Origin of the sequence: Streptomyces sp. NPDC000229, assembly GCF_040300825.1 — a bacterium.
Lineage (GTDB): Bacteria > Actinomycetota > Actinomycetes > Streptomycetales > Streptomycetaceae > Streptomyces.
On the sequence record NZ_JBEPEL010000010.1, the window covers coordinates 1 to 24,724 of the forward strand.

Below are 24,724 nucleotides of genomic sequence, written 5' to 3' on the forward strand. Positions count from 1 at the left end.
GGGCGCGGCGGCCGGGTTCGATGCCGAGCTAGGCGCGGGCGGTGCGGACGTCGGCGGCGGTGGCGCGGTAGTGGATGTCGTTGCGGGGATAGCCGAACCGGTGGTCAGTGCTTGAACGTGTCCTTGGCCTTCTCCACCGTCTGCTTGGCGTCGCTCTTGACCTGTTCGGTACGCCCCTTCGCTTCGAGGCTCTCGTTGCCGACCGCCCTTCCGGTGGCCTCCTTGGCCTTGCCCTTGGCGGACCGTGCCACGTTCTTGGCCTTCTTGCCCGTGGCCATGTGCGTCACCTCCCGGGCGGTCGCCCACAACGGCCGGGGCGCCGCTGTGGGACACGCCCCATGACGGCCCTCTACCCCGGGAGCAACAGGCCAAGCGGACATAAAGCCCATCTTGGAGGTATGTACGACGAGGTGTGTACGACTAAGGGGGCTGGGTGGGCGGGGGGAGCGGTCCCGGCGGGCCGAGGTGCGGGGGGTGCCGCTCCATGAGCCGACGGAGGAGGTCGACGAGGGTCGGCTCCAGCTCCCTTGCGTCCCGCTCGCGCGCCGGGGCCGGCGCCGATCCACCGTGCCGGGTGCTCCGGCCGGGCGCGGCCGGAGCGAGGCGGCTCACCCGGGCGGCCGCGTCGGCGACCCCGCGGAGTCCTGTCGCCCTGTGGCGTCCGGTCGTCCCCTGGCCGCGGGGTCAGCGGCGCTGGTCGACGTACTCGAAGACCGACCCGTCGGGGTGGACCGCGATCAGATTGCGGCCCGCGGGTGTCGGGACGGGGCCCGCCAGCACCTTCGCGCCCGCCTCGGTGAGGGTCGTGTGGGCGGCGTCCACGTCCTCGACCGCGATCGTCGCCGCCACCTTGCGCAGGATCTCCAGCTCGGACTCGGGGCCGCTCATCAGCAGGAAGCAGCCGATGGCCGCCACCGACACGCCGCCGCGCTCGAAGCGGAGCGCGCGGCTGCCGGTGAGCCGTTCGTAGAAGACCACCGAGGTCTCCAGGTCGTCGACGCAGACGCGCAGCGTGGTGCCGAGGATCTCCATACCGGCGAGGGTAGTTGACGGTGCGGGGGATCGAGATCCATTCGGCCGCAGTGGCCGCACGGGGGCGACGGCCCGATCCGACAGCCGGTCGGTCCGGGTGTCACACCCGGCACAACACCTCGCCGTGCGGCACCAGGAACCAGCCGTCGTCCTGCCGTCCCCACTCCCGCCAGCCCTCGGCGATCGCCGCCAGCTGCGGCTCGGTCGCGTGACCGCCGTCGACCGCGCGCCTCGCGTACGTCGAGGCGGTCGTACGGTCCGCCCACAGCCCACTCCACCAGTCCCGCTCCTCGGGGATGGCGAAGCACCAGGTGCCGGCGGTGGCGGTGATGTCGGTGAATCCGGCCTGCCTGGCCCAGGACAGCAGCCGGCGGCCCGCGTTCGGTTCGCCGCCGTTGGCGCGTGCCACCCGCTGGTACAGCGCCTGCCACTCGTCCAGCGCCGGAACCTCCGGGAACCAGGTGAACGCCGCGTAGTCGCTGTCGCGTGCGGCCACCACGCCACCGGTACGGCACACCCGCCGCATCTCGCGCAGTGCCCGCACCGGGTCGCCCACGTGCTGGAGGAGCTGGTGGGCGTGGACGACGTCGAAGGAGTCGTCCGGGAAGTCCAGGGCGTGGACGTCGGCGACCGAGAAGTGGACGTTGTCCAGGCCTCGGTCGCGGGCCGTGGCACGGGCCTGCTCCAGCACGTCACCGGCCGCGTCGACCGCCGTCACGCGACCGCCCGGGGTGACGAGCGCGGCCAGGTCCGCCGTGATGGTGCCGGGGCCGCAGCCCACGTCCAGTACGTCCAGTCCCGGCCGCAACTCGCCGATCAGGTACGCCGCGGAGTTGGCGGCCGTCCGCCAGCGGTGCGAGCGCAGCACCGACTCGTGGTGCCCATGTGTGTAGACAGCGTCGGCCATCGCCGTACTCCCTTTGCCTGCCGGGTGGTTGGTGGGGACACCGTAGGCCACTGTGTCGCATTCTGATACGGCGTTCTCGCATAGTGATACACGTGCGGACTGGCACGGCCCCGCCGCCCCGGCGGGCAGGGCGGCGGGGTGGCACCCCCGCATGACCGCAATGCCGCGTTTGGGGGGCAGGCTCCGGGGCACCGGGAAGGTCCGTCCGCTTCATGCGGCTGTGCACGCAGACATGACGCTGGAGGCCCTGTGACCCCGTCCGTCAGCCCGTCCGGCCCGTCCGGCCCGTTCCCCGGCCCCTCCGGCCGCTCCGGCCGCCCCGACGGCTCCCGCGCCCTGCCGCGCGTCGTGATCGTCGGAGCCGGCTTCGCCGGATACCAGACCGCCCGCAACCTCTCCCGCAGCCTGCGCGGGCGCGCCGAGATCGTGCTGCTGAACCCGACCGACTACTTCCTCTACCTCCCGCTGCTGCCCCAGGTCACCGCCGGTGTCCTGGAACCACGCCGGATCACCGTGTCCCTGCCCGGCACCCTGCGCCACGTACGGCTGGTACTCGGCCAGGCCGACCACGTGGACCTCGACGGGCGCGCGGTCCACTACACCGACCCGGAAGGCACCGAGGGCACCCTCACCTACGACCGGCTCGTCCTCGCCGTCGGCAGCGTCAGCAAGCTGCTGCCCATCCCGGGTGTCGCCGAGAACGCCACCGGCTTCCGCGGCCTGCCCGAGGCGCTCTACCTGCGCGACCACATCACCCGCCAGATCGAGCTCGCCTCGGCCGCCGGGAACCCCGCCGAATGCACCTCCCGCTGCACCTTCGTGGTCGTCGGCGCGGGCTACACCGGTACGGAACTGGCCGCGCACGGCAAGATGTTCACCGACGCGCTCGTCCGCAAGCAGCCCGCCTGGCCCTCCGGGGTGAAGCCCCGCTGGATGCTCCTCGACGTCGCCGACCGCGTCCTGCCCGGCCTCGACGAGTCGCTCTCCCGCACCGCGGACGAAGTGCTCCGCAGCCGGGGCGTCGACGTGCGCACCAAGACGTCGGTCAAGGAGTCGAAGCCCGACGGAGTGCTGCTGGACGACGGCGAGTTCGTGGAGACCCGGTCGCTGATCTGGTGCGTCGGCGTACGCCCCGACCCGCTCGTCTCCGAACTCGGCCTGCCCGTCGAGCGCGGCCGTCTCGTCGTGACCCCGCAGCTCGGCGTCCCCGGCCGCCCCGACGTCTTCGCGTGCGGCGACGCCGCCGCTGTACCCGACCTGACCCGGCCCGGCGAGTTCACGCCCATGACGGCGCAGCACGCGTCCCGGCAGGGCAAGGTCGCCGCCCGCAACGTCGCCGCCTCCCTCGGGTACGGCGAGGCCGTCCCGTACAAGCACAACGACCTGGGCTTCGCCGTGGACCTCGGCGGGGTCAAGGCGGCCGCCAACCCGATGGGCGTGAAGCTGTCCGGCCCGGTCGCCGGTGCCGTCACCCGCGGCTACCACCTGGCCGCGATGCCCGGGAACCGGGTACGGGTCGCCGCCGACTGGCTGCTGGACGCAGCCCTGCCCCGACAGGCCGTCCAGCTCGGCCTGCTCCGCTCCTGGCAGGTGCCCCTCGACACCGCTTCGCCCGAACTGGCCCGCATCCCGGCCGGACCCGCACGCGGAGAAGCAAACGGCAAGGAGTGACATGCACCACGAACAACTGGCAGCGCTCGGGCAGCAGTTGCGCGTCGACGCGGTACGCGCCGCCGACGCCGCCGGCTCCGGGCACCCCACCTCGTCCATGTCGGCGGCCGACATCGCGGCCGTTCTCCTCGCCCACCACCTGAGGTTCGACTTCGACCACCCCGAACACCCGGGCAACGACCGGTTCGTGCTCTCCAAGGGGCACGCGTCCCCGCTGCTGTACGCCATGTACAAGGCAGCCGGGGCGATCGACGACGACGAACTGCTGACCTTCCGCAAGCTGGGCAGCCGCCTCGAAGGGCACCCCACGCCCCGGCTGCCGTGGGTGGACGTCGCCACCGGGTCCCTCGGCCAGGGCCTGCCCGTCGGCGTCGGAGTCGCGCTGGCCGGCAAGCGCCTCGACGAGGCCCCGTACCGCGTGTACGTCCTGTCCGGCGACAGCGAGATGGCGGAGGGCTCGGTCTGGGAGGCCGTCGAGCACGCCGCGTACAACCACCTCGACAACCTCACCCTCATCGTCGACGTCAACCGGCTCGGGCAGCGCGGCCCGACCCGGCACGCGCACAACCTGGCCGCGTACGAGCGGCGGCTGCACGCCTTCGGCTGGCACACCATCGAGGTCGACGGCCACGACGTGGAGGCCGTCGACCGTGCGTTCGCAGAGGCCCGCTCCACCATCCGGCAGCCGACCGCGATTCTCGCCGCCACCCGCAAGGGGCGGGGCGTCACCGCCGTCGAGGACCTGGAGGGCTTCCACGGCAAGCCCATCAAGGACGCCGAGTCCGCCGTCGCGGAGCTGGGCGGCCCGCGCTCCCTCCACGTGGACGTCCAGAAGCCGCCGGAGGCGAGTGGGCGCAAGACCGTCGTGAACGGTGTGGACGGCGACGGCGACGGCGAGCCGCCCGAGCCCGAGCTGCCGCGCTTCGACATCGGCGACACCGTCGCCACCCGCACCGCCTACGGGCACGCCCTGGAGGCGCTCGGCTCGGCACGCGCCGACGTCGTCGCGCTGGACGCGGAGGTCAGCGACTCCACCCGTACCGAATTCTTCGCCAAGGCCCACCCCGACCGGTACTTCGAGTGCTACATCGCCGAACAGCAGCTCGTCGCCGCCGCCGTCGGCCTCCAGACCCGCGGTTACGTCCCCTACGCGTCGACCTTCGCGGCCTTCCTCACACGGGCGTACGACTTCGTCCGCATGGCGGCCGTCAGCCGCGCCGGGATCAACCTCATCGGCTCCCACGCGGGTGTCGCCATCGGCCAGGACGGGCCCTCACAGATGGGCCTGGAGGACCTGGCGATGTTCCGCGCGGTGCAGGGCAGCACCGTGCTGTACCCCTGCGACGCCAACCAGACCGCCAAGCTGGTGGCGACCATGGCCGACCTCAGGGGCGTGCGCTACCTGCGCACCTCGCGCGGCGACATGCCCGTCCTGTACGGGCCGGAGGAGACGTTCCCGGTGGGCGGCAGCAAGGTGCTGCGCAGCCACGGCGACGACGACAAGGCCACGATCGTCGCCGCCGGGGTCACGGTCCACGAGGCGCTGAAGGCCGCCGACCTGCTGGACGACTACGGCATCCCGGTACGGGTGATCGACCTGTACTCGATCAAGCCGGTGGACACCGACACGCTCGATGAAGCGGCCGGCGCCACCGGTTGCCTCCTCACCGTGGAGGACCACCACCCGGAGGGCGGCCTGGGTGACGCGGTCGCGGAGGCCTTCTCCGACGGCCGGCCCGCGCCACGCATGGCACGCCTCGCGGTACGGGACATGCCTGCGTCGGCGGCCCCCGAGGAACAGCTGCACAAGGCGGGCATCGACGCCGAGGCGATCGTGGCGGCCGTGCAACTGCTGGTGGAGCGGGTCGTGGCACCGTGAACAACGGCAAGGACGGCAGTCGGCGGAAGCGGAACCGGTTCGAGCGGCGTTTGCCGCCGGCGCGCCGGCCGACGCAGGAGCTGGACCGGCTGCGCGGCTGCTCGCTGCCCCGGAACGCCTGGGGTGGCCCGGCACGATCGGCACTGACCGACTGACCGACTGACCGACTCGGGGGGCCGACTGACCGAGGGGCCTGTGCGTCCGGGACCCGGGACTCACAGGCCACTCGGTCACAGGCGCCACGCCGCGTCCTCCTGCGCCGCGTGGCGCACCAGTGACGTCTTGCCGATGCCCGCCTCGCCGGTGACCAGGACCAGACCGCCGTGACTCGCGTGCGCTCTTCGCAGTCCGGCCCGCAGCACACCGAGGCACGTGTCCCGTCCGATGAGCGCAGGTTCGATGACGCATCCCTCCCGGCAGACCCGCCCGACACCGCTGTGATGACCCCGGGCCGGGCACGACACGCGGCGATGGCACCGAAGTCACTCACCCGAGTGCACGGCACGTCCCCTCAGCCACGCGTCCCGGGTCAGGGCGTACTCCACATCCCCCTGCTCGGACCCGTCGATCACGTCCGGCCACTCCTCGAAGAACGTCCGGACGTAACGAAGCCCACACTTCTCCATCACCCGCCGCGACCCCGTGTTGACCGTCATCGTCCGCGCCGTCACCCGCCGCACGCCCAACTCCCGGAACCCCTTGCCGATCAGCGCCCGGGAGCCCTCGGTCGCGTATCCCCGGCCCCACGCCGACCGGCGCAGCCGGTAACCCAGCTCCACCACACCCTCCCCTTCCAGCGGCTCCAGGCAGAACCAGCCCAGCCACTCACCCGTGCCGCGCGCCTCGGCGGCCAGGAAACCCGGCCCCATCAGCCGCCGCAGCGCCCCTTCCCGCACCTCGTCGCGCGACACGGGCCGGCCGCCGTTGATGTACCGCATCACCTCGGGGTCGTTGTCCAGCGCCACCACCTCGTCGAGGTCGTGCTCCGTGACCGCACGCAGCACCAGCCGGGGCGTTTCCAGGAAGACACTCATGGCACCGGATCCTGTGCGCGCCCACAGCCGCCCCGCAACGGGATTTCCGGGGGTGTGGCCGGAGGCCGCCCGGGTACGCGCACACGATGAGTACGAGCAGCACCCGGGCCGTACGAGCCGGCCGCCGGACCGTCGACATCCACCGCCCCGACAAGGTCCTGTTCCCCGACGACGGGATCACGAAGGCCGACCTCGCCGACTACTACCGCTCCGTCGCGCCCTTCATGCTGCCGCACCTGCGCGGCAGGCCCCTGATGCTCGAACGTCTGCCCGACGGCATCGACGGCCCCCGCTTCATGCAGAAGGACACGCCCGCCGGCTACCCCGACTGGGTCCGCCGCGTCGAGGTCGACAAGGAGGGCGGCACCGTCGCCCACACCGTGTGCGACGACACCGCCACGCTCGTCCACCTCGCCGACCAGGCATGCGTCACGCTGCACCGCTGGCAGTCGAGGACCGGCCGCCTGGAAAAACCCGACCGCATGGTGTTCGACCTCGACCCTCCCGAGGACGACTTCGGCGCCGTACGCCGCGCCGCCCACCTCCTCGGTGAACTCCTCGACGCGCTCCAGCTGCCCTCCACCCTCATGACGACCGGCTCCAAAGGCCTCCACGTCATCGTCCCGCTCGACGGGCACAGCGAGTTCGACGACGTACGCGCCTTCGCGCACGACGTCGCCGAGACCCTCGCCGCCGCCCACCCGGAGGAACTCACCACCGCCCCGCGCAAACAGGCCCGCGGCGACCGCCTCTACCTGGACGTCCAGCGCAACGGCTACGCCCAGACCGCCGTCGCGCCGTACTCCGTACGCGCCAGGCCGGGCGCCCCCGTCGCCACCCCCCTGCGGTGGGACCAGCTCGACGACCCGGCCACGCACGCCCGCCGCTGGACCGTCGCCACCGTACTCCAACAGGCCCAAAGCGCGCCCTGGGACGGCTCCGCGGCCCGCCCCCGCGCCCTCGGGCCGGCCCGTCGGCGCCTCGACGCACTGCGCTGAACCCGCACCGAGCCCAGGCCAAGGGTTTGCGGATCCACGTCACGGCAACCCGAAGAGCGAGGCATTCATGGCGAACACATCCGAGAACACCCAGAACGACAGCGACGCCCGGGCGACAAGCGCCCGGGCACAACAACAGCCCCAGGAACAGTCGCCGAGCCCCATGCAGGTGTTGCGCGGCGCATGCGCCCAGCTCGCCGAACTCACCGGCATGGAAACCGAGTCGGTGTCGTCGTTCGAACGCACCGAGGACGGCTGGAGTCTGAACGTCGAAGTGCTCGAACTGGCCCGTGTCCCCGACACGATGAGCCTGCTCGCCTCGTACGAGGTGGAACTCGACGCGAACGGCGAACTCAGCGGCTACCGGCGCGTCCGACGCTATGAGCGCGGCCGGTCGGACCGTTCCTAGGGAGGGAGGCACACCACCATGACCGTTGTTCCGGCACAGCAAGGCGGAGGCGGCGCCGGCGGTACCAGCGGCCTGTACGACGTCCTCGAACTCGTCCTGGACCGCGGACTCGTCATCGACGCGTTCGTCCGCGTGTCCCTGGTCGGCATCGAGATCCTGAAGATAGACGTCCGGGTCGTCGTCGCCAGCGTCGACACCTATCTCCGCTTCGCCGAGGCCTGCAACCGCCTCGACCTGGAGGCGGGTCCCCGCAAGGACCCCGGACTGCCCGACCTGGTCGGTGAGATGACCGAGTCCGGCGCCCGCGGCAAGTCCAGGGGAGCACTCTCCGGCGCGGCCGAAACCATTTCCGACGCCCTGAAGGGCACGTCCAGTGGGTCGTCCGGCGGTTCGTCCAGCCGCTCGTCGTCCCGTAAGAAGGAGGAGCAGGAGTGAGCACGTACGTCTACGGAATCGCGCGGAGCTCACATCCCGGACTCCCCGAGAAGATGGGCGGCATCGGCGACCCGCCGCAGCCCGTCCGGGTGCTCAAGCACGGCGCGCTCGCCGCGCTCGTCAGCGACGCGCCCGAGGACCTCAGGCCCAAGCGGCGCGACCTCATGGCACACCAGAACGTGCTCGCCGAGGCAGGGGCTGCCGGCGCGGTCCTGCCCATGCGGTTCGGCGGCGTCTCGCCCGACGACGACGCGGTCGTCGCCGTCCTCGGCGAGCGCGAGGAGCACTACCTGGAGCGGCTGCGGGCCCTCGACGACAAGGTCGAGTACAACGTGAAGGCCAGCCACGACGAGGAAGCCGTCCTGCACCGGGTGCTCGCCGACAACCCCGAGCTGCGCAAGCTCAGCGAGGCCAACCGCGCGTCGGGCGGCGGCACCTACGAACAGAAGCTGGCCCTCGGCGAACGCGTCGCCGCCGCCGTCCAGCAGCGCGAGGCGAGCGACGCGGTACTCATCCAGCAGGCGCTGGAGACCGAGGCCGCAGACATCCGCCCCGGCCCGGAGAGCGGCGGCTGGCTGGCGAACATCTCGTTCCTGGTGGAGCGGGACCGCGCCGACGGCTTCGTCGCCGCGATCGACAAGTTCCAGCAGACGCACCACCACCTCGTGCTGCAGGTCAACGGCCCGTTGCCGCCCTACAGCTTCGTGGAGTGAGAGGAAGGGACCGAGCATGGGCCTGCTGGGAGAACTGCTGCTCCTGCCGGCGGCGCCCCTGCGCGGCACCGCCTGGGTGCTGCGCCAGGTGGTGGCGGAGGCCGAGCGGCAGTACTACGACCCCGCCGCCGTACAACGCGAACTCTCCCGCCTCAACCAGCTGCTCGAGGCGGGAGAGATCGACGAAGAGGAATTCGACCGCCGGGAGGACGAGCTCCTCGACCGCCTGGAGAAGGGCCCGAGACAGACATGAGCACCCCACGCCCCAGCGGCCTGCCCAGCCCGTACGCCTCCGAAGGCAGCAGCGCGAACCTCGCCGACATCCTGGAACGCGTCCTCGACAAGGGTGTCGTCATCGCCGGCGACATCAAGATCAACCTGCTGGACATCGAGCTGCTGACCATCAAGCTGCGGCTCGTCGTCGCGTCCGTCGACCGCGCCAAGGAGATGGGGATCGACTGGTGGGAGAGCGACCCGGCGCTCTCCTCCCGCGCCCGTGGCAGTGAACTCGCCCGCGAGAACGCCGACCTGCAGCGCCGCATCGCCGAACTGGAGGGACGCACCGCATGAGCACCACCGACCGGCTGCGTTACGTGTACGCCGTCACGCGACCGTTCGACGGCGTCCTGCCCGAAGGAGCCCACGGCATCGGCGGCGAACCGCCCCGGCTGCTGCGCCACGGCGACCTGGTCGCCGTCACCGGTGCCGTCCCGACCGAGGAATTCGACGAGGCGCCGCTGCGCGCCCGGCTGGAGGACCTCGACTGGCTGGCCGACACCGCGCGCGCCCACGACGCCGTCGTCGCCGCCCTGTCCACCGTGACCTGCCCGATCCCGCTGAGGCTCGCGACCGTCTGCCGGGACGACAGCGGCGTACGGCGCCTCCTGGAGGACGGCCACGACCGCTTCGTACGGGCCCTTCAGCGGCTGGACGGCCGGGTCGAGTGGGGCGTCAAGGTGTACGCGGAGCCCCAGACGGCCGAGGAGCCGGAACCGGCGACACCCGCGGCCGGGGCCAGCGGCAGGGACTACCTGCGCCGCCGGCTGAACGCCCGCCGCAGCCGCGAGGGCGACTGGCAGCGCGCCGACGCCGCGTGCCGCCGGCTGCACGGCGAACTGTCCCGGTACGCGGAGGCCGCCACCGTCCACCGCCCCCAGGACGCCAGGCTCTCCGGCGCCGCGGGAGTCAACGTCCTCAACGCCGCCTACCTGGTGGACCGCGCCCGCAGTGAGGAGTTCGTCGAGCTGGTCGACGCCGCGTCCGAGCCCGGCGTACGCGTCGAGCTCACCGGGCCGTGGGCCCCGTACTCCTTCGCCGGTATCGCGGAGGACGAGGTCCCCGCACCACAGGAGGCGGGCCGATGACCGCCCCCGTGGCACGTGCGGCTCCGGAGCCCCTCGCCGAGCGCCGCATCGCGCTCGTCGACCTGCTGGACCGGCTCCTGGCCGGCGGCGTGGTGCTCTCCGGCGACCTCACCCTCAGCATCGCCGACGTCGACCTCGTACGCGTCGACCTCAAGGCCCTCATCAGCTCGGTGAGCGAGGACGTCCCCTCGCCCTGGGAACCGATCCGCGAGGTGCGCCCGTGACCGCGTCGCGCCGCAAGGTGGAACTCGACCCCGACACCGTGGAACGCGACCTGGCCCGGCTCGTCCTCACGGTCGTGGAGCTGCTGCGGCAGCTCATGGAGCGTCAGGCGCTCCGGCGGGTGGAGGGCGGCGACCTCACCGAAGAGCAGGAGGAGCGGATCGGGCTCACGCTGATGCTGCTGGAGGACCGTATGGAACTCCTGCGGACGCGGTTCGGACTCGAACCGGAGGACCTGAACCTGGACCTCGGGCCGCTGGGGCCCCTGCTGTGACCCGCCGCCGCTAGGTGGACCGGGGGAACTTCGCGCGCGTCGCCCTTCACCGCCGCGCCAGGGCGGCCGGATCAGCAGATCATCGGCCATGTGGTCGAAGTCCACGCCGCCCGGCCGCCGGCGATGAAGGGAAAGGCTCCGACATGCCCGTCGTCAACACCGCAGGACGCCGCCTGCTCACCGGCGCGGTGTGCGCCGGACTCCTCCTCGCGGGGTGCGCCGGACCCCGGGCGGCCCAGCCGGCAGGCGAGGCGAAGAAGACGGCGGCGACCGCGTCCCCGGCGCCCGGGGCGCCCGCGCCGGCCCCACCCGCCGAGATCCCCGGCCTCGGGCCCGCCACCCGTTCGCACATCCCCGCCACCAGCAGCCAGGCGCTCGTCGTCAAGGGCGACGGACCGCACTCCCACCAGTCGACCGCCGTCCTGTACGAGCGCGACCGGACGACCGGGTGGAAGGCGGTCAGCCAGCCGTGGCCCGCGCACAACGCGCTGCGCGGCTGGACGGCCCACCACCGCGCCGGAGACCTCCGTTCGCCCATCGGGGTGTTCGCCCTGGGGGACGCCGGAGGAGCCCTGCCCGACCCGGGCACCCGGCTGCCCTACGACCAGAGCGTGGAGTTCAACCTGTCCGGCACGGGCTTCCTGGGTGAACCGCTGGAGGGCTCCTTCGACCACGTCGTGGCCATCGACTACAACCGCGTCCCCGGCACGTCGCCCCTGAACAAGGTCCGCCCGCTGGGGCTCGCCAAGGGCGGGGGCGTATGGATCCACGTCGACCACGGCGGGCCCACCCGCGCCTGCATCTCCCTCCAGCGGGACGACATGCGGCAGCTGCTCCTCGCCCTGGACCCGGCGAAGAACCCGGTGATCGTGATGGGGGACGCGGGAACGCTCGGCCGGTGACCCGGCCGGGTCAGGGAGCGGGCGTGGGGCGGTAGACCGTCAGCGCCTCGTCGTCCTTGTCCACGAACAACTCCCGCGGAGCCTCGGTCACTTCACCGTCGTACGCCAGCGGCGTCCCCGGCGCCAGGTCCGAGACCCGGATCCGCCGCAGCTGCTCGGCCGCGTGCACCGGCGACCGGCTGAGCGGTCCCGCGAGCGCGGCCGCCAGCAGCCGCAGGCCCGGCAGCCGGCCGGCGTGCACCACCCGGACGTCCAGCAGGCCGTCCGCGAGGTCGTAGCGGCGGCCCGGCGTGGGCCCCATGCGCCGGTAGACGCAGTTCCCGGCGAACAGCAGCCACAGGGGGCGCCGCCGGCCGTCCACCTCCGCCTCCAGCGGATGCTCGCCGCGCAGCACCCTCACCGCCGCCAGGACGCCGGCGGGCCAGCCGCCGATCCGGGGCGACCAGCGCTCCCGGAGCCGTACCAGCTCGGGGTACACGCCCAGGCTGAAGGTGTTGAGGAAGTAGCCGTACGGCGCGCCGTCCGGGCCCGGGGCGAACCGCCCCAGGTCGACGCGGACGGCGTCGCCCGAGGCCAGCGCGCGGCATGTGTCGTGCACCGACTCGATGCCGAGGTCGTACGCGAAGTGATTGAGGGTGCCGCCCGGGAAGACCGCGAGGGGCAGACGGTGCCGCGCGGCCACCGCCGCCGCCCCGTTGACGGTGCCGTCGCCGCCCAGGACGCCCAGCGCGCGGCACCGCGCGGACGCCGCGGCCTTCTCCAGCACGTGCGGTATCTCGTCCGGTTCGCACTCCAGCACCTCGGCGCGCGGCAGCGCGTCCCGTACGAGGGCGGTCATGTCACCGGAGCCGGAGCCCCGGTTGGCGACGACCACCAGGTCCTCGCCGCCGGGCAGGGCGGGTGCGTCGGCGTGCGGGCGGCCCGGGGCGGGCAACTGCGACCGGGTCGGCACGACCCCCCGCAGCGCGAAGGCCGCGCCCACCCCGAGCGCCGCGCCGACGAGCACGTCGCTCGGGTAGTGCACGCCCGTGTAGACGCGGGACAGCGCCACGGCGGCGGCGGCCGGCACCACGGCCGCGCCCCAGCCCCTGGACTCCAGCAGGACCCCCGTCGCGAAGGCCGCGGCGGAGGCGGAGTGGCCGGAGGGGAACGACGTGGTGAACGGCTGCCTCTTCAGCTGCCGCACCATCGGTACGGCGTCCCGCACCGGCCGGGCGCGGCGCACGGACCGCTTGCCGATCGTGTTGATGGCCGCGGAGGCCAGCGCCAGGGACGCCACGCCGCGCACGGCGGCTCGCCGCGACCGGGCGCCGCGCCCGAGGACGGCCATCCCGGCCGCCGCGCCGAACCACAGCACGCCGTGGTTGGCGGCATGGCTCAGCCGGGGAAGCACCTGGTCGCCCCCCGGCCAGTGCCGGGTGGCGACCCGATGGAAGACCTCCCGGTCCCAGGCGCTCAACCGGGCGCTCACCCGGTCACGGACGGTATCGGCCGGCTGCATGCCGTAAGAATCGGACATGCCCCGCACGTACCCCCTCAGCCCTCGCCCCACGCGTCCCCGACCGGGCGGCCCGCACGCGTCGACGGGTCGCCCGGCGCGGGGGTCGTGCCACGCGGGTGGGGGCGGCGTGTCGCTCGGGGCGTGTCGCGTCGTGCGGGTGGCTCAGGCGGGCGCCGCCTCCCTCTCGCGTTCCTTCTCCGCGTACGGCCAGCGCAGCAGGGCGCCGAGGCCGCCGACCGGGACGTCGTCCTCGGTCTCGGGGCGCACGCGCACCACCTCGGCACCCGTCATGATCGCCGAACGGAGCAGTGCGTCGTCGGCGCGGGCGGGCAGGGGCTCCCGTTCGCCCAGGTAGTGGGTGTCGCTGCGGCGCAGCGCGATCTGGTCGGGGTCGGCGCCCACCCACACCTCGCGGTGCGCGTCGGGCCCCTCCGGCCGGATGAGCAGCTCGGCGATGCGGTGCTCCCGGGCCGCCTCGACCAGCGCGGGCACACCCTCGGCGGCGGACGGCGCGCCCCCGCCGGTGGAGCGGGCGGCCCGGAACCGGTCCAGTTCCTGCTCGGCCAGCCGCCGCAGGTGCTCCTGCCGGGCCGCTTCGACGTCCTCGTCGAGCAGCTTCACGCCCGAGCCCGGGGCGCGGCCGCCGTGTTCACTCTCCACGGCCAGCGGGCGGACCTCGGCGGGCAGCCGCTCGTGCACGGAGTGCCGCTCGCGGACGTCACCGGCGAGCACGATCAGATCCGCGCCGGTCTCCTCCTCGCACTCGGCGAGGGCCTCGGCGATCCGTTCCGCGTTCTCGTCCCAGGTGTTCTCCACGCTCAGCTGGAAATGACGCTCGGACCAGTCGGCCGAACCCGTGCGGTGCACGGGCCAGTCACGCCCCTCGACATGCCCGGCCGGACTGCCGCCCAGGGGGCTGCGCAGCTCCAGGTCGGCGCCGGTGCGGTCGATGTAGGCGACCAGGCAGACCGGCTCCTGGGCCGCCAGGTCCAGCAGCGGGGACAGCCGGGGCAGCGCGGCCCACGTCACGTCGGCGGGCGCCGGGGGGCGGCGCGTCAGCGGAGGGTCGAGCACGACCTCGCCGTGCGTCGCGAACACCGCGCGCCCGGCCTCACCGGCCGGCCGCGGCCAGTCGGTCAGCGCCTCGTACACGGCCCGCTCGGTGGCCGGGTCACAGCCCTGGGCGACCAGCGAACGGCAGGCGTCCCTGGCCTGCAGTTCCCGTCGCTCACGGGTGGACTCGTCGATCCGGGACGTATCCAGATAGACGCTGGCCCACGGCCCGGGGCGGTCGAAGAGACTGGTCAGAAAGGCGAGTTGCATAGCTCCCTCCCGGTGGCCGGAATGTGCGTCCCCGCCGAGTACCCGGCGGACCATCGGCCACACAGGTCACTCACGTGGCGCCCGCCGCCGTAGCCGGGAAGAGTGGGCCCGGTGACAGCAGCGGATCCACGGAGGTGACCCCCGGTGCCCAACCCCCACGTGCCCAGCACGCTCCTCGCCCGGCACGGCGAGGCGCTCGACCTGTTCGGCGAGCGGGTGCACGCCGTCCGCCCCGACCAGTGGGACGCCCCGACGCCCTGCACCGACTGGTCGGTGCGCGACCTGGTCAACCACCTCACCGCCGAGCAGCTGTGGGTGGCGCCGCTGGTACGGGAGCGGCGGACCGTCGAGCAGATCGGTGACGCCTTCGACGGCGACGTCCTGGGGGACGACCCGGTCGCCGTCTGGGACCGGGCGGCGGCCGAATCCCGCGAGGCGTTCCTGGAGAAGGGCGCGCTCGACCGTACGGTCCGCCTCTCGTACGGGCCGACGCCGGCCACCGCGTACTGCTCGCAGATGGTCGCGGACCTGGTGATCCACGCCTGGGACCTGTCGCGGGCGATCGGCGCGGACGAGCGCCTGCCGAGGGACCTGGTCGACTTCGCCGCACAGGAGGTGTCCCCGTACGCGGACAGCCTCGCCGGGAGCGGCCTGTTCGCCCCACGGCTGAGGCCGCCGCCGGACGCCGACGAGCAGACGAAGCTGCTGGCGATGGTCGGACGCGAGGCGTGACGAGCGGGGCCTGACGCGGGGCGCGGCCCGGGGCGGGTCATGACCCGGGACGCGACGGACCGGAACACGACGAGGCTCCTCGTCCGCCGCGCGGGACGAGGAGCCGGTCCAGGCGTGCGACTCAGCCCGAGGTCTTGGCGAACTCCGCCGTGAACGCCTCGCAGAACGCCTTCAGGTCGTCCGGCTTGCGGCTGGTGATCAGGGTGCTCGGCCGCGCCGTGCACACCTTCACCTGCTCGTCCACCCACTCGCCTCCGGCGTTGCGGATGTCGGTCCGGAGGCTCGGCCAGGACGTGAGCGTACGCCCGCGCACCGCATCCGCCTCCACCAGCGTCCACGGCCCGTGACAGATCGCCGCGACCGGCTTGCCCGCCTCGAAGAAGCCCCGGACGAACGACACGGCCTTCTCGTCCATCCGGAGGAAGTCCGGATTGGCCACACCACCGGGCAGCACCAGACCGCCGTAGTCCTCCACCGAGGTGTCGGCGACGGCCCGGTCGACGGGGAACGTGTCCGCCTTGTCGAGGTGGTTGAACGCCTGGATCTCGCCCGGCTCGGTGGAGACGAGCACAGGCGTGTCACCGGCGTCCTTCACCGCCTGCCAGGGGTCGGTGAGCTCTACCTGTTCGACGCCCTCGGGCGCCACGAGAAACGCGATCTGCACAGTGCTTCCTTCCTTGCTCTCATCCGGGCCGGGTGCCGGTGTGCGGCTCGGCCCGGCCGATGTCGGCGAGCCCGGAGCGCGGGTCCCGCGACACGGTCAGGTCCCCGATGCCGACCATGCCGAGCGGGCGGCCGTCCTCCACGACGGGCAGACGGCGGACGGCGTGGCGCCGCATGAGGTCGACGGCGGCGGTGACCTCGTCGTCGGGGGCGACGCACACCGGGTCCGGCGTGCACACCGCCGCGGCGTCCACGGTGAGGGGGTCGGCGCCGTCGGCGACCGCGCGGAGCGCGATGTCGCGGTCGGTGACCACGCCCACGAGCCGGTCGCCGTCGGCCACCACGAGGCCTCCGACGTCCTGGGCGCGCATCAGCTGCGCCGCCTCGACGAGTGACGCGTCGGGGCTAACCGCCACCACGCCGGGCGTCATGACGTCCCTCACGAGCTGTGCCATGACCGGCCGCCTTTCCTGCCTCTTCCCTTCCGGCGACGCCTTCGTAGGACGCCGCCCGGGGTACCCGTAACCGGGCCCCTCATGCCCGGTTACGCGGGGTGTGGTGGCCGTACGAGTGCCACGGCCACGTCCTGCACGCTGCGGTAGGTGCGGTCACCGGGCAGCTCCGCCACCCTCTCCATGAGCGGATCGGGCGCGTGCCGCTCCCGCAGGATCCGCAGCAGGTCCCCGCGGTGCGCCGGGAACGGCGTACGGGCCAGATGCCGGCCCAGTTCCAGGCGCAGAGCCTCGAACGGGTCGGTGTGGACCCGGGGCGGTGCCAGTTCCGGGTCGTCCTCGGCAACCGGCTCCGGGTCGTGCCACTCCTCGGTCCTCGTCGGGTGCCCGGACCTGAGCAGCCCCTTGAGCTGGTGCTTCATCTCATCGTCCTGGCGGCGGCTGAGCCGGTCGCTGCCTCGCTGCATGGCGCCCTCCACGATCTTCCGTGTGCGGTCGCCGGGCGGGTACCCGGCGGGGCCGAGGCAAACCCGGGTTTGGGGCGGGGGAGCGGGGGGACTCGCCGCTGCGGCTGAGCGGCCAATGGTGACAGGGAAGAAGAGGTCTCGGGCGCGGACGGCGGTCCGCGCCCGAAGGCTTTTCCGTGAACGCCTGATCGCCCCGGGCCGGCCGTTCCATGACCGTGGGTTTGTCTTCCGTCACGGGGGAGACCCGGCCCCTGACGGAAGGACCGGGTCGATGGGACTGCTATCCGTACTGGTTCCCCTGCTGCTGCCGCCCGCGATGCTGGGCGTCCTCGTGGCGATGGGGCGTTACGAGGAACTCATGCTGCCGGGGCCGGAGCCCGGGCCCGAGGTCCCGAGGGAGGAGGCCGGCACCGTCACGACTTCCCGCCCGGCAGGAATTCCTGCATCTTCGCCTTCAGCCCCTGCTTCACGACCGCGCCACGCTCGGCGTCGCCCTTCACGAGCGCCGCGACGGTCGACTCGAGCTGCTGCCAGGTCGCATGCGGCGGGATCGGCGGTACGGACGGGTCGGTGACGAACTCGACGACCGCCGGGCCGTCCGCCGCCAGCGCCATCCGCCAGGCGCTCTCCACCTCGTCCGGCTTCTCCACCCGCAGACCGGTCAGCCCGATCGATTCGGCGAACAGCGCGTACGGAACGTCCGGCAGCTCCTGGGACGGCAGGAACGACGGGGCGTTGCCCATGGCGCGCAGCTCCCAGGTCACCTGGTTGAGGTCCCGGTTGTTCCACACACCGATCACCAGCCGCGGATCGTCCCACTGGTGCCGGTACTTGGCGGCGGTGATCAGCTCGGCCAGCCCGTTCATCTGCATCGCCCCGTCCCCCACCAGCGCCACCACCGGCCGGTCCGGGTGCGCGAACTTCGCGCCGATCGCGTAGGGCACCGCGGACCCCATCGTGGCCAGCGTGCCGGACAGGGAGCCGCGCATGTCGCCGCGCATCGTGATGTGCCGCGCGTACCAGTTCGCGACCGACCCGGAGTCGCACGTCACCAGCGTCCGCTCCGGCAGCAGCGGTGACAGCGCCCGTGCCACGTGCTCGGGGTTCACACGATCGGTGCTCACCGCCGCCCGCCGGTCCATGACCTCCTCCCAGCGGCGCACCGACTTCTCGATCTTCTCCCGCCAGCCGCGCTTCCTGTTCGGCCGCAGGAGAGGGATCAGGCGGCGCAGGGTGGCGCGTGCGTCGCCGATGAGGTTCACCTCGTACGGGTAGCGCATCCCGGCCATGTGGGGGTCGAGGTCGATCTGGACCGCCCGCGCCTGCCCGTACTCCGGCAGGAACTGGCTGTAGGGGAAGCTGGAGCCGATCGTCAGCAGTGTGTCGCAGCCCTGCATCAGTTCCCAGGAGGGCCGGGTGCCCAGCAGTCCGATCGACCCGGTGACGTAGGGCAGTTCGTCGGACAGGGCGTCCTTGCCGAGCAGCGCCTTGGCGACACCCGCGCCCAGCAGCTCGGCGATCTCCTGGACCTCCGCGCGTGCCGCCGACGCACCCTGGCCGATCAGGACGGCGGGCTTCTCCCCGGAGTTCAGCACCTCGGCGGCCCGCTCCAGGGCGTCGTCGGCGGGCACGGCCGTCCAGGCGCTGCGGTCCAGGCTGGAGGGCACCATCTTGAACTCATGGGTGGGTGGGCTGTATTCGAGCTCCTGCACATCGCCCGGCACGATCACCACGGTGGGGCAGCGGCGCGCGTACGCCGTGCGGATCGCCCGGTCCAGGACGTTCGGCAGCTGCTCGGGGACGTTCACCGTGGCGATGAAGTCGGAGGCGACGTCCTTGAACAGTGAGTGGAGGTCGACCTCCTGCTGGTACGAGCCGCCCATGGCGCTTCGGGCGGTCTGGCCCACGATCGCCACCACCGGCACGTGGTCGAGCTTCGCGTCGTACAGGCCGTTCAGCAGATGGATCGCGCCCGGCCCCGAGGTCGCCACGCACACCCCGAGCCGGTGCCCGAACTTGGCGTACCCGACCGCCTGGAACGCGGCCATCTCCTCGTGCCGGGCCTGGATGAAGCGGGGCTGGTTCTCGGCACGGCCCCAGGCGGCGATCAGTCCGTTGATCCCGTCACCCGGATAGCCGAACACGCACTCGACGTCCCACTCGCGCAGCCGCGCGAGAATCTGGTCGGCCACATCCTTGCTCATCTGCTGTCCTCCTGGCTTCGCACCGGTTCTTACCCATCGGTAGCTCTGCTGCGTTCCGGCAGCAGAGGCCCGGGTACCGCGCCCCCGAAAGGCGAAAACGCCGGAAGGCGGCCAGCATGGAATGAGGAGTTTGCCGGGGTCGGCCCCGGGCATGCGCATCTCGTGCTTCGGACCGGAGGCACGTCCGTTGGAGCGGCGATCCGTTCCGGGCGTGTCCCCTGCCCGGAGAAAGGAGCTCTCCTCGGGGTGACAGCACAGCCAACCGTCAGCACCGTTCAGGGAGCTGAAAAGCAATGCGTACCCTCGCTCACACCAAGCACCCGCACGACGACGCCCCCGACACCGCCGAGGCGTTCCAGCGCCTGGCCTCCCTGCCCGACGGCGAGGAGCGGGAAGCCGTCCGGCAGGACATCGTCCGTGCCTGGCTCCCTATGGCGGACCGGCTCGCCGGCCGGTTCAGGAACCGTGGCGAGTCCCTGGAGGACCTCAAGCAGGTCGCCGCGCTCGGCCTGGTCAAAGCCGTGGACCGGTACGACCCCGAACGCGGCGCGGCCTTCGAGAGTTTCGCCGTCCCCACCATCACCGGCGAGATCAAGCGCCACTTCCGCGATCACATGTGGACGCTCCACGTCCCGCGCCGCGTCCAGGACCTGCGAGGCCGCGTCCGCGCCGCCTACCAGGAGCTCTCGCACACGGTCGGAGGCCGCGCTCCCACCGTGTCCGAGATCGCCAAGAAGGCCGGCATGACCGAGGAGGAGGCGATGGCCGGGCTGGAGGCCCTGGACAGCTTCACCGCCCTCTCCCTGGACGCGGAGCTGCCCGGCACCGAGGACGGGTACACGCTCGTCGACGCGCTCGGCGGCCCCGACCCGGCCCTCGACGTGGTCATCGACCGCGAATCGGTCAAGCCGCGGCTGCGCAACCTGCCCGAACGCGAACAGAAGATCCTCTACATGCGGTTCTTCCGCGACATGACCCAGAGCCGGATCGCCGAGGACCTCGGCATCTCCCAGATGCACGTGTCCCGGCTGATCAGCCGCTGCTGCAGCCAGATGCGGGAGGACATCATGCGGGACGTCGCCGCATAGCGAGCGCGATGTGGCGGGACATCACATCGGCGGCCTGCCCCTCCGCCATCGAGAACGCCCGCCTCGCGCCCGTCCGCAGCAGCGTCAGCACGCCGAGCACGCCACCGTCCTCCCGGACCAGCGGCACGCAGAGCAGCGAGCTGGCCCCGGCCCGCACCAGGATCGACGCGCCCGAGGCGTCCTCGCCGAGCGCGAGGCCGTCCTCGGGCCGCGCCTGCAAGGAGGCCGACCCGCCCCGGGCGACCTCCACCACCAGCGGGCAGGCCTCCGGGTCCTGCTCCGCCACCGCCTTCACCAGCGGCGCGTACGCCTCGCCGACAGGCCCCAGCACCACCGCCCGGCGCGGCGGCCGTGCCCCGGCCATGTCGGCCACCACCCAGTCCGCGAACCGGCCGTGCAGGACGTCCGCGGCCGCCCGGAGCACCGCGTCCGGGGCCCCCGGCGGGCACGTCAGCAACGCGCACGCCATCGCGTCCACCAGATCCATCGTCCCGGCGCGCTGCGTGGCCTCCGCCAGGTCCGGCGGCAGCAGCCGGCGCCCATCCGCCCCGGCGGCGGCCACCGCCGTACCCGACACGCCCGGCTGAAGCACCACGAGCACGGTGGGCTGCGGCTCGCCCGGCAGCGGCAGGGCCACCAGCGAGGCCCGCACCGGCTCGTGCGGCCGCTGCTGGAGCCGTACGGTCAGGCTGCGGGCGCCCTCGCCGCGTGCCGTGGCCGCCGCCTGCGTCCGCAGCGGCCCCCGGTCGCCCGGGGCCAGCAGCCCGGCCAGCGGGCGGCCCGTCGCGTAACCGGCCCGCACACCGGTCAGGCCCGTCGCGGCGAAGTTCATCCGGCGCACCACCGTGTCGCGGTCGACCAGCGCGACCGGCAGCGGCAGCCGCTGGAACAGCGTCCTCAGCAACTGCCGCTCCTGCCGGTCGGCCGACGTGCCGTCCGGGGCGCGGGCCGCGAGCCGCTCGTAGCGCGGCCAGAGCGACTCTGCCGCATGCTGGAGTTCGAAGAGCGCCGCGTCCAGCACGCCCTGCTGCTCGCCCGGCGGAAGAGCGCGGGCGGACCGCAGTTCGGCGACCCGCCGTACGAAATCCCCGAGATCCTCGCCGAACTCGTCCGTCTGCGTCATGGAAGCACCGTAACCGGACCGTGGAGCCGACGGGTACGGGCCGTTTCCCGCCCCCGGCGCGGGGCAGCCGCAGCGAGAGAGGAGAGCGCGCCATGTTTCCCGAAGCGGAGTACGAAGGCCCGGAACCGGCATCCACCGTACGCAGACTCCAGCAACTGGCCGAACAGTGCGTGCGCTCCGTACCCGCCTGCTGCGGAGCGGTCGCGACGCTCAGCGACGGCGACGGCGGGGCCGAACGCCGCACCAGCGCCACCCACCCCGACCTCACTGCCCTCGTGGCGGTTCAGCTCGACTCCGGCGACGGCCCCATCCGCACCGCCCTCGACAGCGGCGAACCGGTCGACGCGGCGGACCTGCTGACCGAGGAACGCTGGCCCGACTACCGGGCGGTGGCGCTCGGCTCCGGCGTACGGGCCAGCGTCACGCTCCCGTTCCACCGGGCCGGTATGGACATCACCCTCAACCTGTACGGCTTCCGGCCGGGCTCCCTGGGGCACGCCGCTCACGGTTGCGTCGCCGTCCTCGGCGAGGAGATCACGGCGGGCCTGGCCCGCGACCGGCGGTACCGCGCCGCCCTCACGGAGGTCGGCCAGCTCGCCACGGCACTGCGCTCACGGCCCGTGATCGACCAGGCGGGCGGGATCGTCATGTACGTCCTGGGCTGTGACGCCGACGAGGCGTACGGCGTGCTGCGGCGCTTCTCGCAGCTCACCAACCGCAAACTCGCGGACGTCGCGGCGGGCATCGTCCGCACCCGCGGGCGCGGCCTGGAGAAGGAGCTGGCCCGCCTGGCACCGGGCGTCCGGAACGGGTGATTCCGCAGCGGGGCATCCCTGAGCGGCGATGTGCGAGGAACCTCCGTATAAAGGGCTGTAGGGCTGGGCACATGTCCCCGGACCACCAGCGGCGGAGCTCCAGCGGCGGAGGTGAGGGCATGCGGCAGCCGGACACGCGAGGGCGCGGCCCCGTCCGCTACGGGCCGCCCGCGCCGGCACCCGGCCTGCCCGTGCTGCCCGAGCTGGCCGCCATCCTCGCGGCCGCCGCCGACCGCACGGAACCCGAACCGCCCGGCGGCGGCGCCGTGCTGCGCGACGCGGCCTGCGGCTACTTCTGGCGGCGCGGACTGCGCTGCCACCCCGAGGACCTCGCCGCCGCCCCCGGCGCCCAGCCGCTGCTGTCCGCCCTCATGGCAGCCCACGGCGGCGACGTCCTGATGCCCCGGCCCTGCCCCGCCTGGTGGACCCCCCAGGCCAGGCTCCTGGGGCGGCCCGCCTACCACGTGCCCACCCCCGCCGAGTGCGGCGGCGTACCCGACCCGTTCGCGCTCCTGGAGACCGTACGGCGCGTCCGCGCCGAAGGCGGCCACCCGGCCGTGCTGCTGCTCTCCGTGGCCGACGACCCCACCGCCACCGTCGCCCCGCCCGAGGTGGTGCGCGAGGCGTGCGAGGCGGCCGTCGCCGAGGGCCTGCACATCATCAGCGACGAGACCTGGCGCGACACCCTGCACGACCCGCACGACACCGTGCTCGTCAGCCCCGCCGAGATGTGCCCCGACGACGTCACCGTCCTGTGCGACCTCGCCGGCTCCCTCACCCCCGCCGCCTGGCCCGCCGCCATCGCCCGCTTCCCGCACACCGGGCCCGGCCCCGAGCGCCGCGCCCGCACCCTGGACCGGCTCACCGCGCTCGGCGCCCACGTCGCCGCCCCCGTCGCCGCGGCCGCCGCCCACGCGCTCGGCGAGCCCGAACCGGTCACCACCCGCGCGGCGGCCGCCGCCGCCCTGCACGCGCGCGTGGCCGCCGCAGCGCACCACGCCCTGCTGACCGCCGGAGCGCTCGCCCTCCCGCCACAGGCGGGGCGGCACCTGTACGCCGACCTCGGCCCGTTGCGCGGCCGGCTCGCCGAGCGCGGCGTGACCGACTCCATGGAACTGGAGGAGTACCTGACGGACCGCCTGGGCGTGCTCGTCCCCGGAGGCCACCGGTTCGGCGACGAGCTCGGCGCGCTGCGGGTGCGCCTGGAGACCTGGCCCCTGCTGGGAGCAACCCCCGAGGAGCGCGCGGAGTCCCTCACGACGGCACGGCCGCTGGAATCGCCGCACGTGGCACAAGCGTTGGAGAGGTTCGGTTCCGCCTTTCACGAACTGCGCGACCAGCAGGACCGGCAGAACCCGCACGAACTGAACGACCTGCACGAACAGCACGAACCACGGTGAACGGAGCTGGCAGATGACGGAACAGACGGCACCCACCGAGCAGCCCCCCGTGGACCGGGGCCCGGCCGGCCGCGCCGAGCACCCCGAGCACACCCCGACCGGCGGCCCACGTCCCCTCGGCCAGATCCGCACCTGGCCGAGATCCTTCGCCGACCGGCTGACCGCCCCGCTCCCCGGCGTACGCGCCATGGCCAGGCTCGCGCGCGAGGGAGCGGTACGGCCCACCGCCGAAGGGCTCCGGGACATCCCTCACCTGCCGTTCGAACCCGAGCCGATGCCCGCCGTCGAGCCGGGCACCGTCGCCGTCACCTGGGCCGGCCACGCCAGTTGGATCGTCCGCGTCGGCGGGCTCACCGTCCTCACCGACCCCGTCTGGTCCCGCCGCATCCTCGGCACGCCCGCCCGCATCACCCCCGTCGGCGTCCCCTGGCACGACCTGCCGCCCGTCGACGCCGTCGTCATCAGCCACAACCACTACGACCACCTCGACGCCCCCACCATCAGAAGGCTGCCCCGCGACACCCCCGTCTTCGTCCCCGCCGGCCTCGGCCGCTGGTTCCGTCGGCGCCGCTTCACGCGCGTCACCGAACTCGACTGGTGGGAGAGCGCCGAACTGCATCCACGGGGCGGCGCCGAAGGCGCCTCGGCCGGGGGTGGTGGCGGGCGACGGGCGGGCGTCCGCTTCGACTTCGTCCCCTCCCACCACTGGTCCAAGCGCACTCTCACCGACACGTGCCGCTCCCTGTGGGGAGGCTGGGTGATCGGCGACCCCCACGGGCACCGCGTGTACTTCGCCGGCGACACCGGGTACGGACACTGGTTCAAGGAGATCGGCCGCCGCCATCCCGGCATCGACATCGCCCTCCTGCCCATCGGGGCCTACGCCCCCCGCTGGTGGCTGCGCGACGTCCACACCGACCCGGAGGAGGCCGTCCAGGCCTTCCAGGACCTCGGCGCCCGGATCATGGCCCCCATGCACTGGGCCACGTTCGTCCTCTCCTCCGAACCGGTCATGGAGCCCCTCACCCGCGTCCGCGCCGCCTGGGAAAAGGCCGGCCTGCCCCGCGAACACCTCTGGGACCTCCCGGTCGGCGCCTCACGGGTCCTCTAGGGCGG

The 24,724-nt window shown here is 73.2% G+C and carries 28 protein-coding genes and 1 pseudogene; 17 read left to right on the forward strand and 12 right to left on the reverse strand.

Features of this window, described 5'->3' with window-relative positions; translation table 11 throughout:
- Window positions 1–104: 104 nt before the first annotated feature.
- The 3 genes from ABT360_RS08165 to ABT360_RS08175 all read right to left on the reverse strand — a co-directional run bounded on the left by ABT360_RS08165 (window position 105) and on the right by ABT360_RS08175 (window position 1,939).
- Window positions 105–278 carry a CsbD family protein gene (locus ABT360_RS08165; RefSeq protein ID WP_351812548.1) on the reverse strand — a complete coding sequence of 58 codons (174 nt, stop codon included), beginning with the start codon at window positions 276–278 and terminating at the stop codon, window positions 105–107.
- A 406-nt stretch (window positions 279–684) separates the two neighbouring features.
- Window positions 685–1,032 carry a VOC family protein gene (locus tag ABT360_RS08170; RefSeq protein ID WP_351812551.1) on the reverse strand — a complete coding sequence of 116 codons (348 nt, stop codon included), beginning with the start codon at window positions 1,030–1,032 and terminating at the stop codon, window positions 685–687.
- Between the two features lie 100 nt (window positions 1,033–1,132).
- Window positions 1,133–1,939 carry a methyltransferase domain-containing protein gene (locus ABT360_RS08175; RefSeq protein WP_351812554.1) on the reverse strand — a complete coding sequence of 269 codons (807 nt, stop codon included), beginning with the start codon at window positions 1,937–1,939 and terminating at the stop codon, window positions 1,133–1,135.
- A 348-nt stretch (window positions 1,940–2,287) separates the two neighbouring features.
- Between ABT360_RS08175 and ABT360_RS08180 the strand changes: the two genes are divergently transcribed.
- On the forward strand, window positions 2,288–3,610 hold the full coding sequence (locus ABT360_RS08180; RefSeq protein ID WP_351812850.1) for an NAD(P)/FAD-dependent oxidoreductase: 1,323 nt from the start codon (window positions 2,288–2,290) through the stop codon (window positions 3,608–3,610).
- A 1-nt stretch (window position 3,611) separates the two neighbouring features.
- A complete protein-coding gene (locus tag ABT360_RS08185; protein ID WP_351812557.1) occupies window positions 3,612–5,489 on the forward strand; it encodes a transketolase in 1,878 nt (625 codons plus the stop codon).
- Between the two features lie 251 nt (window positions 5,490–5,740).
- Here ABT360_RS08185 and ABT360_RS35355 read toward each other — a convergent pair.
- A pseudogene (locus ABT360_RS35355) lies at window positions 5,741–5,890 on the reverse strand (ATP-binding protein); the annotation flags it as partial.
- An 81-nt stretch (window positions 5,891–5,971) separates the two neighbouring features.
- Window positions 5,972–6,523: a GNAT family N-acetyltransferase gene (locus tag ABT360_RS08195; RefSeq protein WP_351812563.1), complete on the reverse strand. Its 552-nt coding sequence runs from the start codon at window positions 6,521–6,523 to the stop codon at window positions 5,972–5,974.
- An 86-nt stretch (window positions 6,524–6,609) separates the two neighbouring features.
- On the opposite strand from ABT360_RS08195, the gene ligD reads away from it, so the two are divergent.
- The 10 genes from ligD to ABT360_RS08245 all read left to right on the forward strand — a co-directional run bounded on the left by ligD (window position 6,610) and on the right by ABT360_RS08245 (window position 11,840).
- Window positions 6,610–7,521: a non-homologous end-joining DNA ligase gene (ligD, locus tag ABT360_RS08200; protein WP_351812566.1), complete on the forward strand. Its 912-nt coding sequence runs from the start codon at window positions 6,610–6,612 to the stop codon at window positions 7,519–7,521.
- A 67-nt stretch (window positions 7,522–7,588) separates the two neighbouring features.
- On the forward strand, window positions 7,589–7,930 hold the full coding sequence (locus tag ABT360_RS08205; protein WP_351812568.1) for a gas vesicle protein GvpO: 342 nt from the start codon (window positions 7,589–7,591) through the stop codon (window positions 7,928–7,930).
- A gap of 18 nt (window positions 7,931–7,948) precedes the next feature.
- Window positions 7,949–8,365 carry a gas vesicle structural protein GvpA gene (locus ABT360_RS08210; RefSeq protein ID WP_351812571.1) on the forward strand — a complete coding sequence of 139 codons (417 nt, stop codon included), beginning with the start codon at window positions 7,949–7,951 and terminating at the stop codon, window positions 8,363–8,365.
- Window positions 8,362–9,078: a GvpL/GvpF family gas vesicle protein gene (locus tag ABT360_RS08215; protein WP_351812574.1), complete on the forward strand. Its 717-nt coding sequence runs from the start codon at window positions 8,362–8,364 to the stop codon at window positions 9,076–9,078. Before ABT360_RS08210 ends, ABT360_RS08215 begins: the two co-directional genes overlap by 4 nt.
- Window positions 9,079–9,094: 16 nt before the next feature.
- Window positions 9,095–9,331, forward strand: a complete 237-nt coding sequence (locus ABT360_RS08220) for a gas vesicle protein GvpG (protein WP_344365230.1) — start codon at window positions 9,095–9,097, stop codon at window positions 9,329–9,331.
- Window positions 9,328–9,648, forward strand: coding sequence for a gas vesicle protein (locus ABT360_RS08225; RefSeq protein WP_344365233.1), 321 nt, complete (start codon window positions 9,328–9,330; stop codon window positions 9,646–9,648). The genes ABT360_RS08220 and ABT360_RS08225 overlap by 4 nt, the downstream gene beginning before the upstream one ends.
- Window positions 9,645–10,442 carry a GvpL/GvpF family gas vesicle protein gene (locus ABT360_RS08230; RefSeq protein ID WP_351812577.1) on the forward strand — a complete coding sequence of 266 codons (798 nt, stop codon included), beginning with the start codon at window positions 9,645–9,647 and terminating at the stop codon, window positions 10,440–10,442. The genes ABT360_RS08225 and ABT360_RS08230 overlap by 4 nt, the downstream gene beginning before the upstream one ends.
- The gene (locus ABT360_RS08235; RefSeq protein WP_351812580.1) at window positions 10,439–10,666 is read left to right on the forward strand and encodes a gas vesicle protein; all 228 of its coding nucleotides are present in this window, start codon (window positions 10,439–10,441) and stop codon (window positions 10,664–10,666) included. Before ABT360_RS08230 ends, ABT360_RS08235 begins: the two co-directional genes overlap by 4 nt.
- Window positions 10,663–10,938, forward strand: coding sequence for a gas vesicle protein K (locus ABT360_RS08240; protein WP_344365240.1), 276 nt, complete (start codon window positions 10,663–10,665; stop codon window positions 10,936–10,938). The genes ABT360_RS08235 and ABT360_RS08240 overlap by 4 nt, the downstream gene beginning before the upstream one ends.
- 143 nt (window positions 10,939–11,081) lie before the next feature.
- Entirely contained in the window at window positions 11,082–11,840 is a 759-nt protein-coding gene (locus tag ABT360_RS08245) for a hypothetical protein (protein ID WP_351812583.1), read from the forward strand.
- A gap of 10 nt (window positions 11,841–11,850) precedes the next feature.
- Here the strand turns inward: ABT360_RS08245 and ABT360_RS08250 are convergent, their stop codons facing one another.
- On the reverse strand, window positions 11,851–13,359 hold the full coding sequence (locus ABT360_RS08250) for a bifunctional phosphatase PAP2/diacylglycerol kinase family protein (protein ID WP_351812586.1): 1,509 nt from the start codon (window positions 13,357–13,359) through the stop codon (window positions 11,851–11,853).
- Window positions 13,360–13,503: 144 nt separating this feature from the next.
- Window positions 13,504–14,664: a baeRF2 domain-containing protein gene (locus ABT360_RS08255; protein ID WP_351812589.1), complete on the reverse strand. Its 1,161-nt coding sequence runs from the start codon at window positions 14,662–14,664 to the stop codon at window positions 13,504–13,506.
- Between the two features lie 144 nt (window positions 14,665–14,808).
- Between ABT360_RS08255 and ABT360_RS08260 the strand changes: the two genes are divergently transcribed.
- Window positions 14,809–15,396, forward strand: coding sequence for a TIGR03086 family metal-binding protein (locus ABT360_RS08260; protein ID WP_351812592.1), 588 nt, complete (start codon window positions 14,809–14,811; stop codon window positions 15,394–15,396).
- A 121-nt stretch (window positions 15,397–15,517) separates the two neighbouring features.
- Here ABT360_RS08260 and ABT360_RS08265 read toward each other — a convergent pair whose 3' ends face one another.
- The 4 genes from ABT360_RS08265 to ABT360_RS08280 form a co-directional block, all read right to left on the reverse strand.
- Window positions 15,518–16,060 (reverse strand): type 1 glutamine amidotransferase domain-containing protein, encoded by a 543-nt coding sequence (locus ABT360_RS08265; RefSeq protein ID WP_351812595.1) that lies wholly within the window; start codon window positions 16,058–16,060, stop codon window positions 15,518–15,520.
- A 19-nt stretch (window positions 16,061–16,079) separates the two neighbouring features.
- The gene (locus tag ABT360_RS08270; RefSeq protein WP_351812598.1) at window positions 16,080–16,514 is read right to left on the reverse strand and encodes a CBS domain-containing protein; all 435 of its coding nucleotides are present in this window, start codon (window positions 16,512–16,514) and stop codon (window positions 16,080–16,082) included.
- Window positions 16,515–16,603: 89 nt separating this feature from the next.
- Window positions 16,604–16,978, reverse strand: a complete 375-nt coding sequence (locus tag ABT360_RS08275; RefSeq protein WP_351812601.1) for a DUF2795 domain-containing protein — start codon at window positions 16,976–16,978, stop codon at window positions 16,604–16,606.
- Between the two features lie 413 nt (window positions 16,979–17,391).
- A complete protein-coding gene (locus ABT360_RS08280; protein WP_351812604.1) occupies window positions 17,392–19,182 on the reverse strand; it encodes a thiamine pyrophosphate-requiring protein in 1,791 nt (596 codons plus the stop codon).
- Window positions 19,183–19,475: 293 nt separating this feature from the next.
- On the opposite strand from ABT360_RS08280, the gene ABT360_RS08285 reads away from it, so the two are divergent.
- Window positions 19,476–20,270 (forward strand): RNA polymerase sigma factor SigF, encoded by a 795-nt coding sequence (locus ABT360_RS08285; protein WP_351812607.1) that lies wholly within the window; start codon window positions 19,476–19,478, stop codon window positions 20,268–20,270.
- Here the strand turns inward: ABT360_RS08285 and ABT360_RS08290 are convergent.
- Window positions 20,248–21,393: a PAS domain-containing protein gene (locus ABT360_RS08290; protein ID WP_351812611.1), complete on the reverse strand. Its 1,146-nt coding sequence runs from the start codon at window positions 21,391–21,393 to the stop codon at window positions 20,248–20,250. The genes ABT360_RS08285 and ABT360_RS08290 overlap by 23 nt on opposite strands.
- Before the next feature lie 92 nt (window positions 21,394–21,485).
- On the opposite strand from ABT360_RS08290, the gene ABT360_RS08295 reads away from it, so the two are divergent.
- From ABT360_RS08295 to ABT360_RS08305, 3 genes are all read left to right on the forward strand, one after another.
- Complete coding sequence (locus tag ABT360_RS08295; protein WP_351812614.1) at window positions 21,486–22,208, forward strand: ANTAR domain-containing response regulator; 723 nt, start codon at window positions 21,486–21,488, stop codon at window positions 22,206–22,208.
- Between the two features lie 119 nt (window positions 22,209–22,327).
- The gene (locus tag ABT360_RS08300; protein WP_351812617.1) at window positions 22,328–23,608 is read left to right on the forward strand and encodes an aminotransferase class I/II-fold pyridoxal phosphate-dependent enzyme; all 1,281 of its coding nucleotides are present in this window, start codon (window positions 22,328–22,330) and stop codon (window positions 23,606–23,608) included.
- Between the two features lie 13 nt (window positions 23,609–23,621).
- Window positions 23,622–24,719, forward strand: a complete 1,098-nt coding sequence (locus tag ABT360_RS08305) for an MBL fold metallo-hydrolase (RefSeq protein WP_351812620.1) — start codon at window positions 23,622–23,624, stop codon at window positions 24,717–24,719.
- Window positions 24,720–24,724: the final 5 nt, after the last annotated feature.

Bases quoted from the DNA above. Each gene is read 5' to 3' on its own strand.
- ABT360_RS08165 (WP_351812548.1), bottom strand. From the start codon at position 278: ATGGCCACGGGCAAGAAGGCCAAGAACGTGGCACGGTCCGCCAAGGGC.
- ABT360_RS08170 (WP_351812551.1), bottom strand. From the start codon at position 1,032: ATGGAGATCCTCGGCACCACGCTGCGCGTCTGCGTCGACGACCTGGAG.
- ABT360_RS08175 (WP_351812554.1), bottom strand. From the start codon at position 1,939: ATGGCCGACGCTGTCTACACACATGGGCACCACGAGTCGGTGCTGCGC.
- ABT360_RS08185 (WP_351812557.1), top strand. From the start codon at position 3,612: ATGCACCACGAACAACTGGCAGCGCTCGGGCAGCAGTTGCGCGTCGAC.
- ABT360_RS08195 (WP_351812563.1), bottom strand. From the start codon at position 6,523: ATGAGTGTCTTCCTGGAAACGCCCCGGCTGGTGCTGCGTGCGGTCACG.
- ligD (WP_351812566.1), top strand. From the start codon at position 6,610: ATGAGTACGAGCAGCACCCGGGCCGTACGAGCCGGCCGCCGGACCGTC.
- ABT360_RS08205 (WP_351812568.1), top strand. From the start codon at position 7,589: ATGGCGAACACATCCGAGAACACCCAGAACGACAGCGACGCCCGGGCG.
- ABT360_RS08210 (WP_351812571.1), top strand. From the start codon at position 7,949: ATGACCGTTGTTCCGGCACAGCAAGGCGGAGGCGGCGCCGGCGGTACC.
- ABT360_RS08220 (WP_344365230.1), top strand. From the start codon at position 9,095: ATGGGCCTGCTGGGAGAACTGCTGCTCCTGCCGGCGGCGCCCCTGCGC.
- ABT360_RS08225 (WP_344365233.1), top strand. From the start codon at position 9,328: ATGAGCACCCCACGCCCCAGCGGCCTGCCCAGCCCGTACGCCTCCGAA.
- ABT360_RS08230 (WP_351812577.1), top strand. From the start codon at position 9,645: ATGAGCACCACCGACCGGCTGCGTTACGTGTACGCCGTCACGCGACCG.
- ABT360_RS08235 (WP_351812580.1), top strand. From the start codon at position 10,439: ATGACCGCCCCCGTGGCACGTGCGGCTCCGGAGCCCCTCGCCGAGCGC.
- ABT360_RS08245 (WP_351812583.1), top strand. From the start codon at position 11,082: ATGCCCGTCGTCAACACCGCAGGACGCCGCCTGCTCACCGGCGCGGTG.
- ABT360_RS08250 (WP_351812586.1), bottom strand. From the start codon at position 13,359: ATGTCCGATTCTTACGGCATGCAGCCGGCCGATACCGTCCGTGACCGG.
- ABT360_RS08255 (WP_351812589.1), bottom strand. From the start codon at position 14,664: ATGCAACTCGCCTTTCTGACCAGTCTCTTCGACCGCCCCGGGCCGTGG.
- ABT360_RS08270 (WP_351812598.1), bottom strand. From the start codon at position 16,514: ATGGCACAGCTCGTGAGGGACGTCATGACGCCCGGCGTGGTGGCGGTT.
- ABT360_RS08275 (WP_351812601.1), bottom strand. From the start codon at position 16,978: ATGCAGCGAGGCAGCGACCGGCTCAGCCGCCGCCAGGACGATGAGATG.
- ABT360_RS08280 (WP_351812604.1), bottom strand. From the start codon at position 19,182: ATGAGCAAGGATGTGGCCGACCAGATTCTCGCGCGGCTGCGCGAGTGG.
- ABT360_RS08285 (WP_351812607.1), top strand. From the start codon at position 19,476: ATGCGTACCCTCGCTCACACCAAGCACCCGCACGACGACGCCCCCGAC.
- ABT360_RS08290 (WP_351812611.1), bottom strand. From the start codon at position 21,393: ATGACGCAGACGGACGAGTTCGGCGAGGATCTCGGGGATTTCGTACGG.
- ABT360_RS08295 (WP_351812614.1), top strand. From the start codon at position 21,486: ATGTTTCCCGAAGCGGAGTACGAAGGCCCGGAACCGGCATCCACCGTA.
- ABT360_RS08300 (WP_351812617.1), top strand. From the start codon at position 22,328: ATGCGGCAGCCGGACACGCGAGGGCGCGGCCCCGTCCGCTACGGGCCG.
- ABT360_RS08305 (WP_351812620.1), top strand. From the start codon at position 23,622: ATGACGGAACAGACGGCACCCACCGAGCAGCCCCCCGTGGACCGGGGC.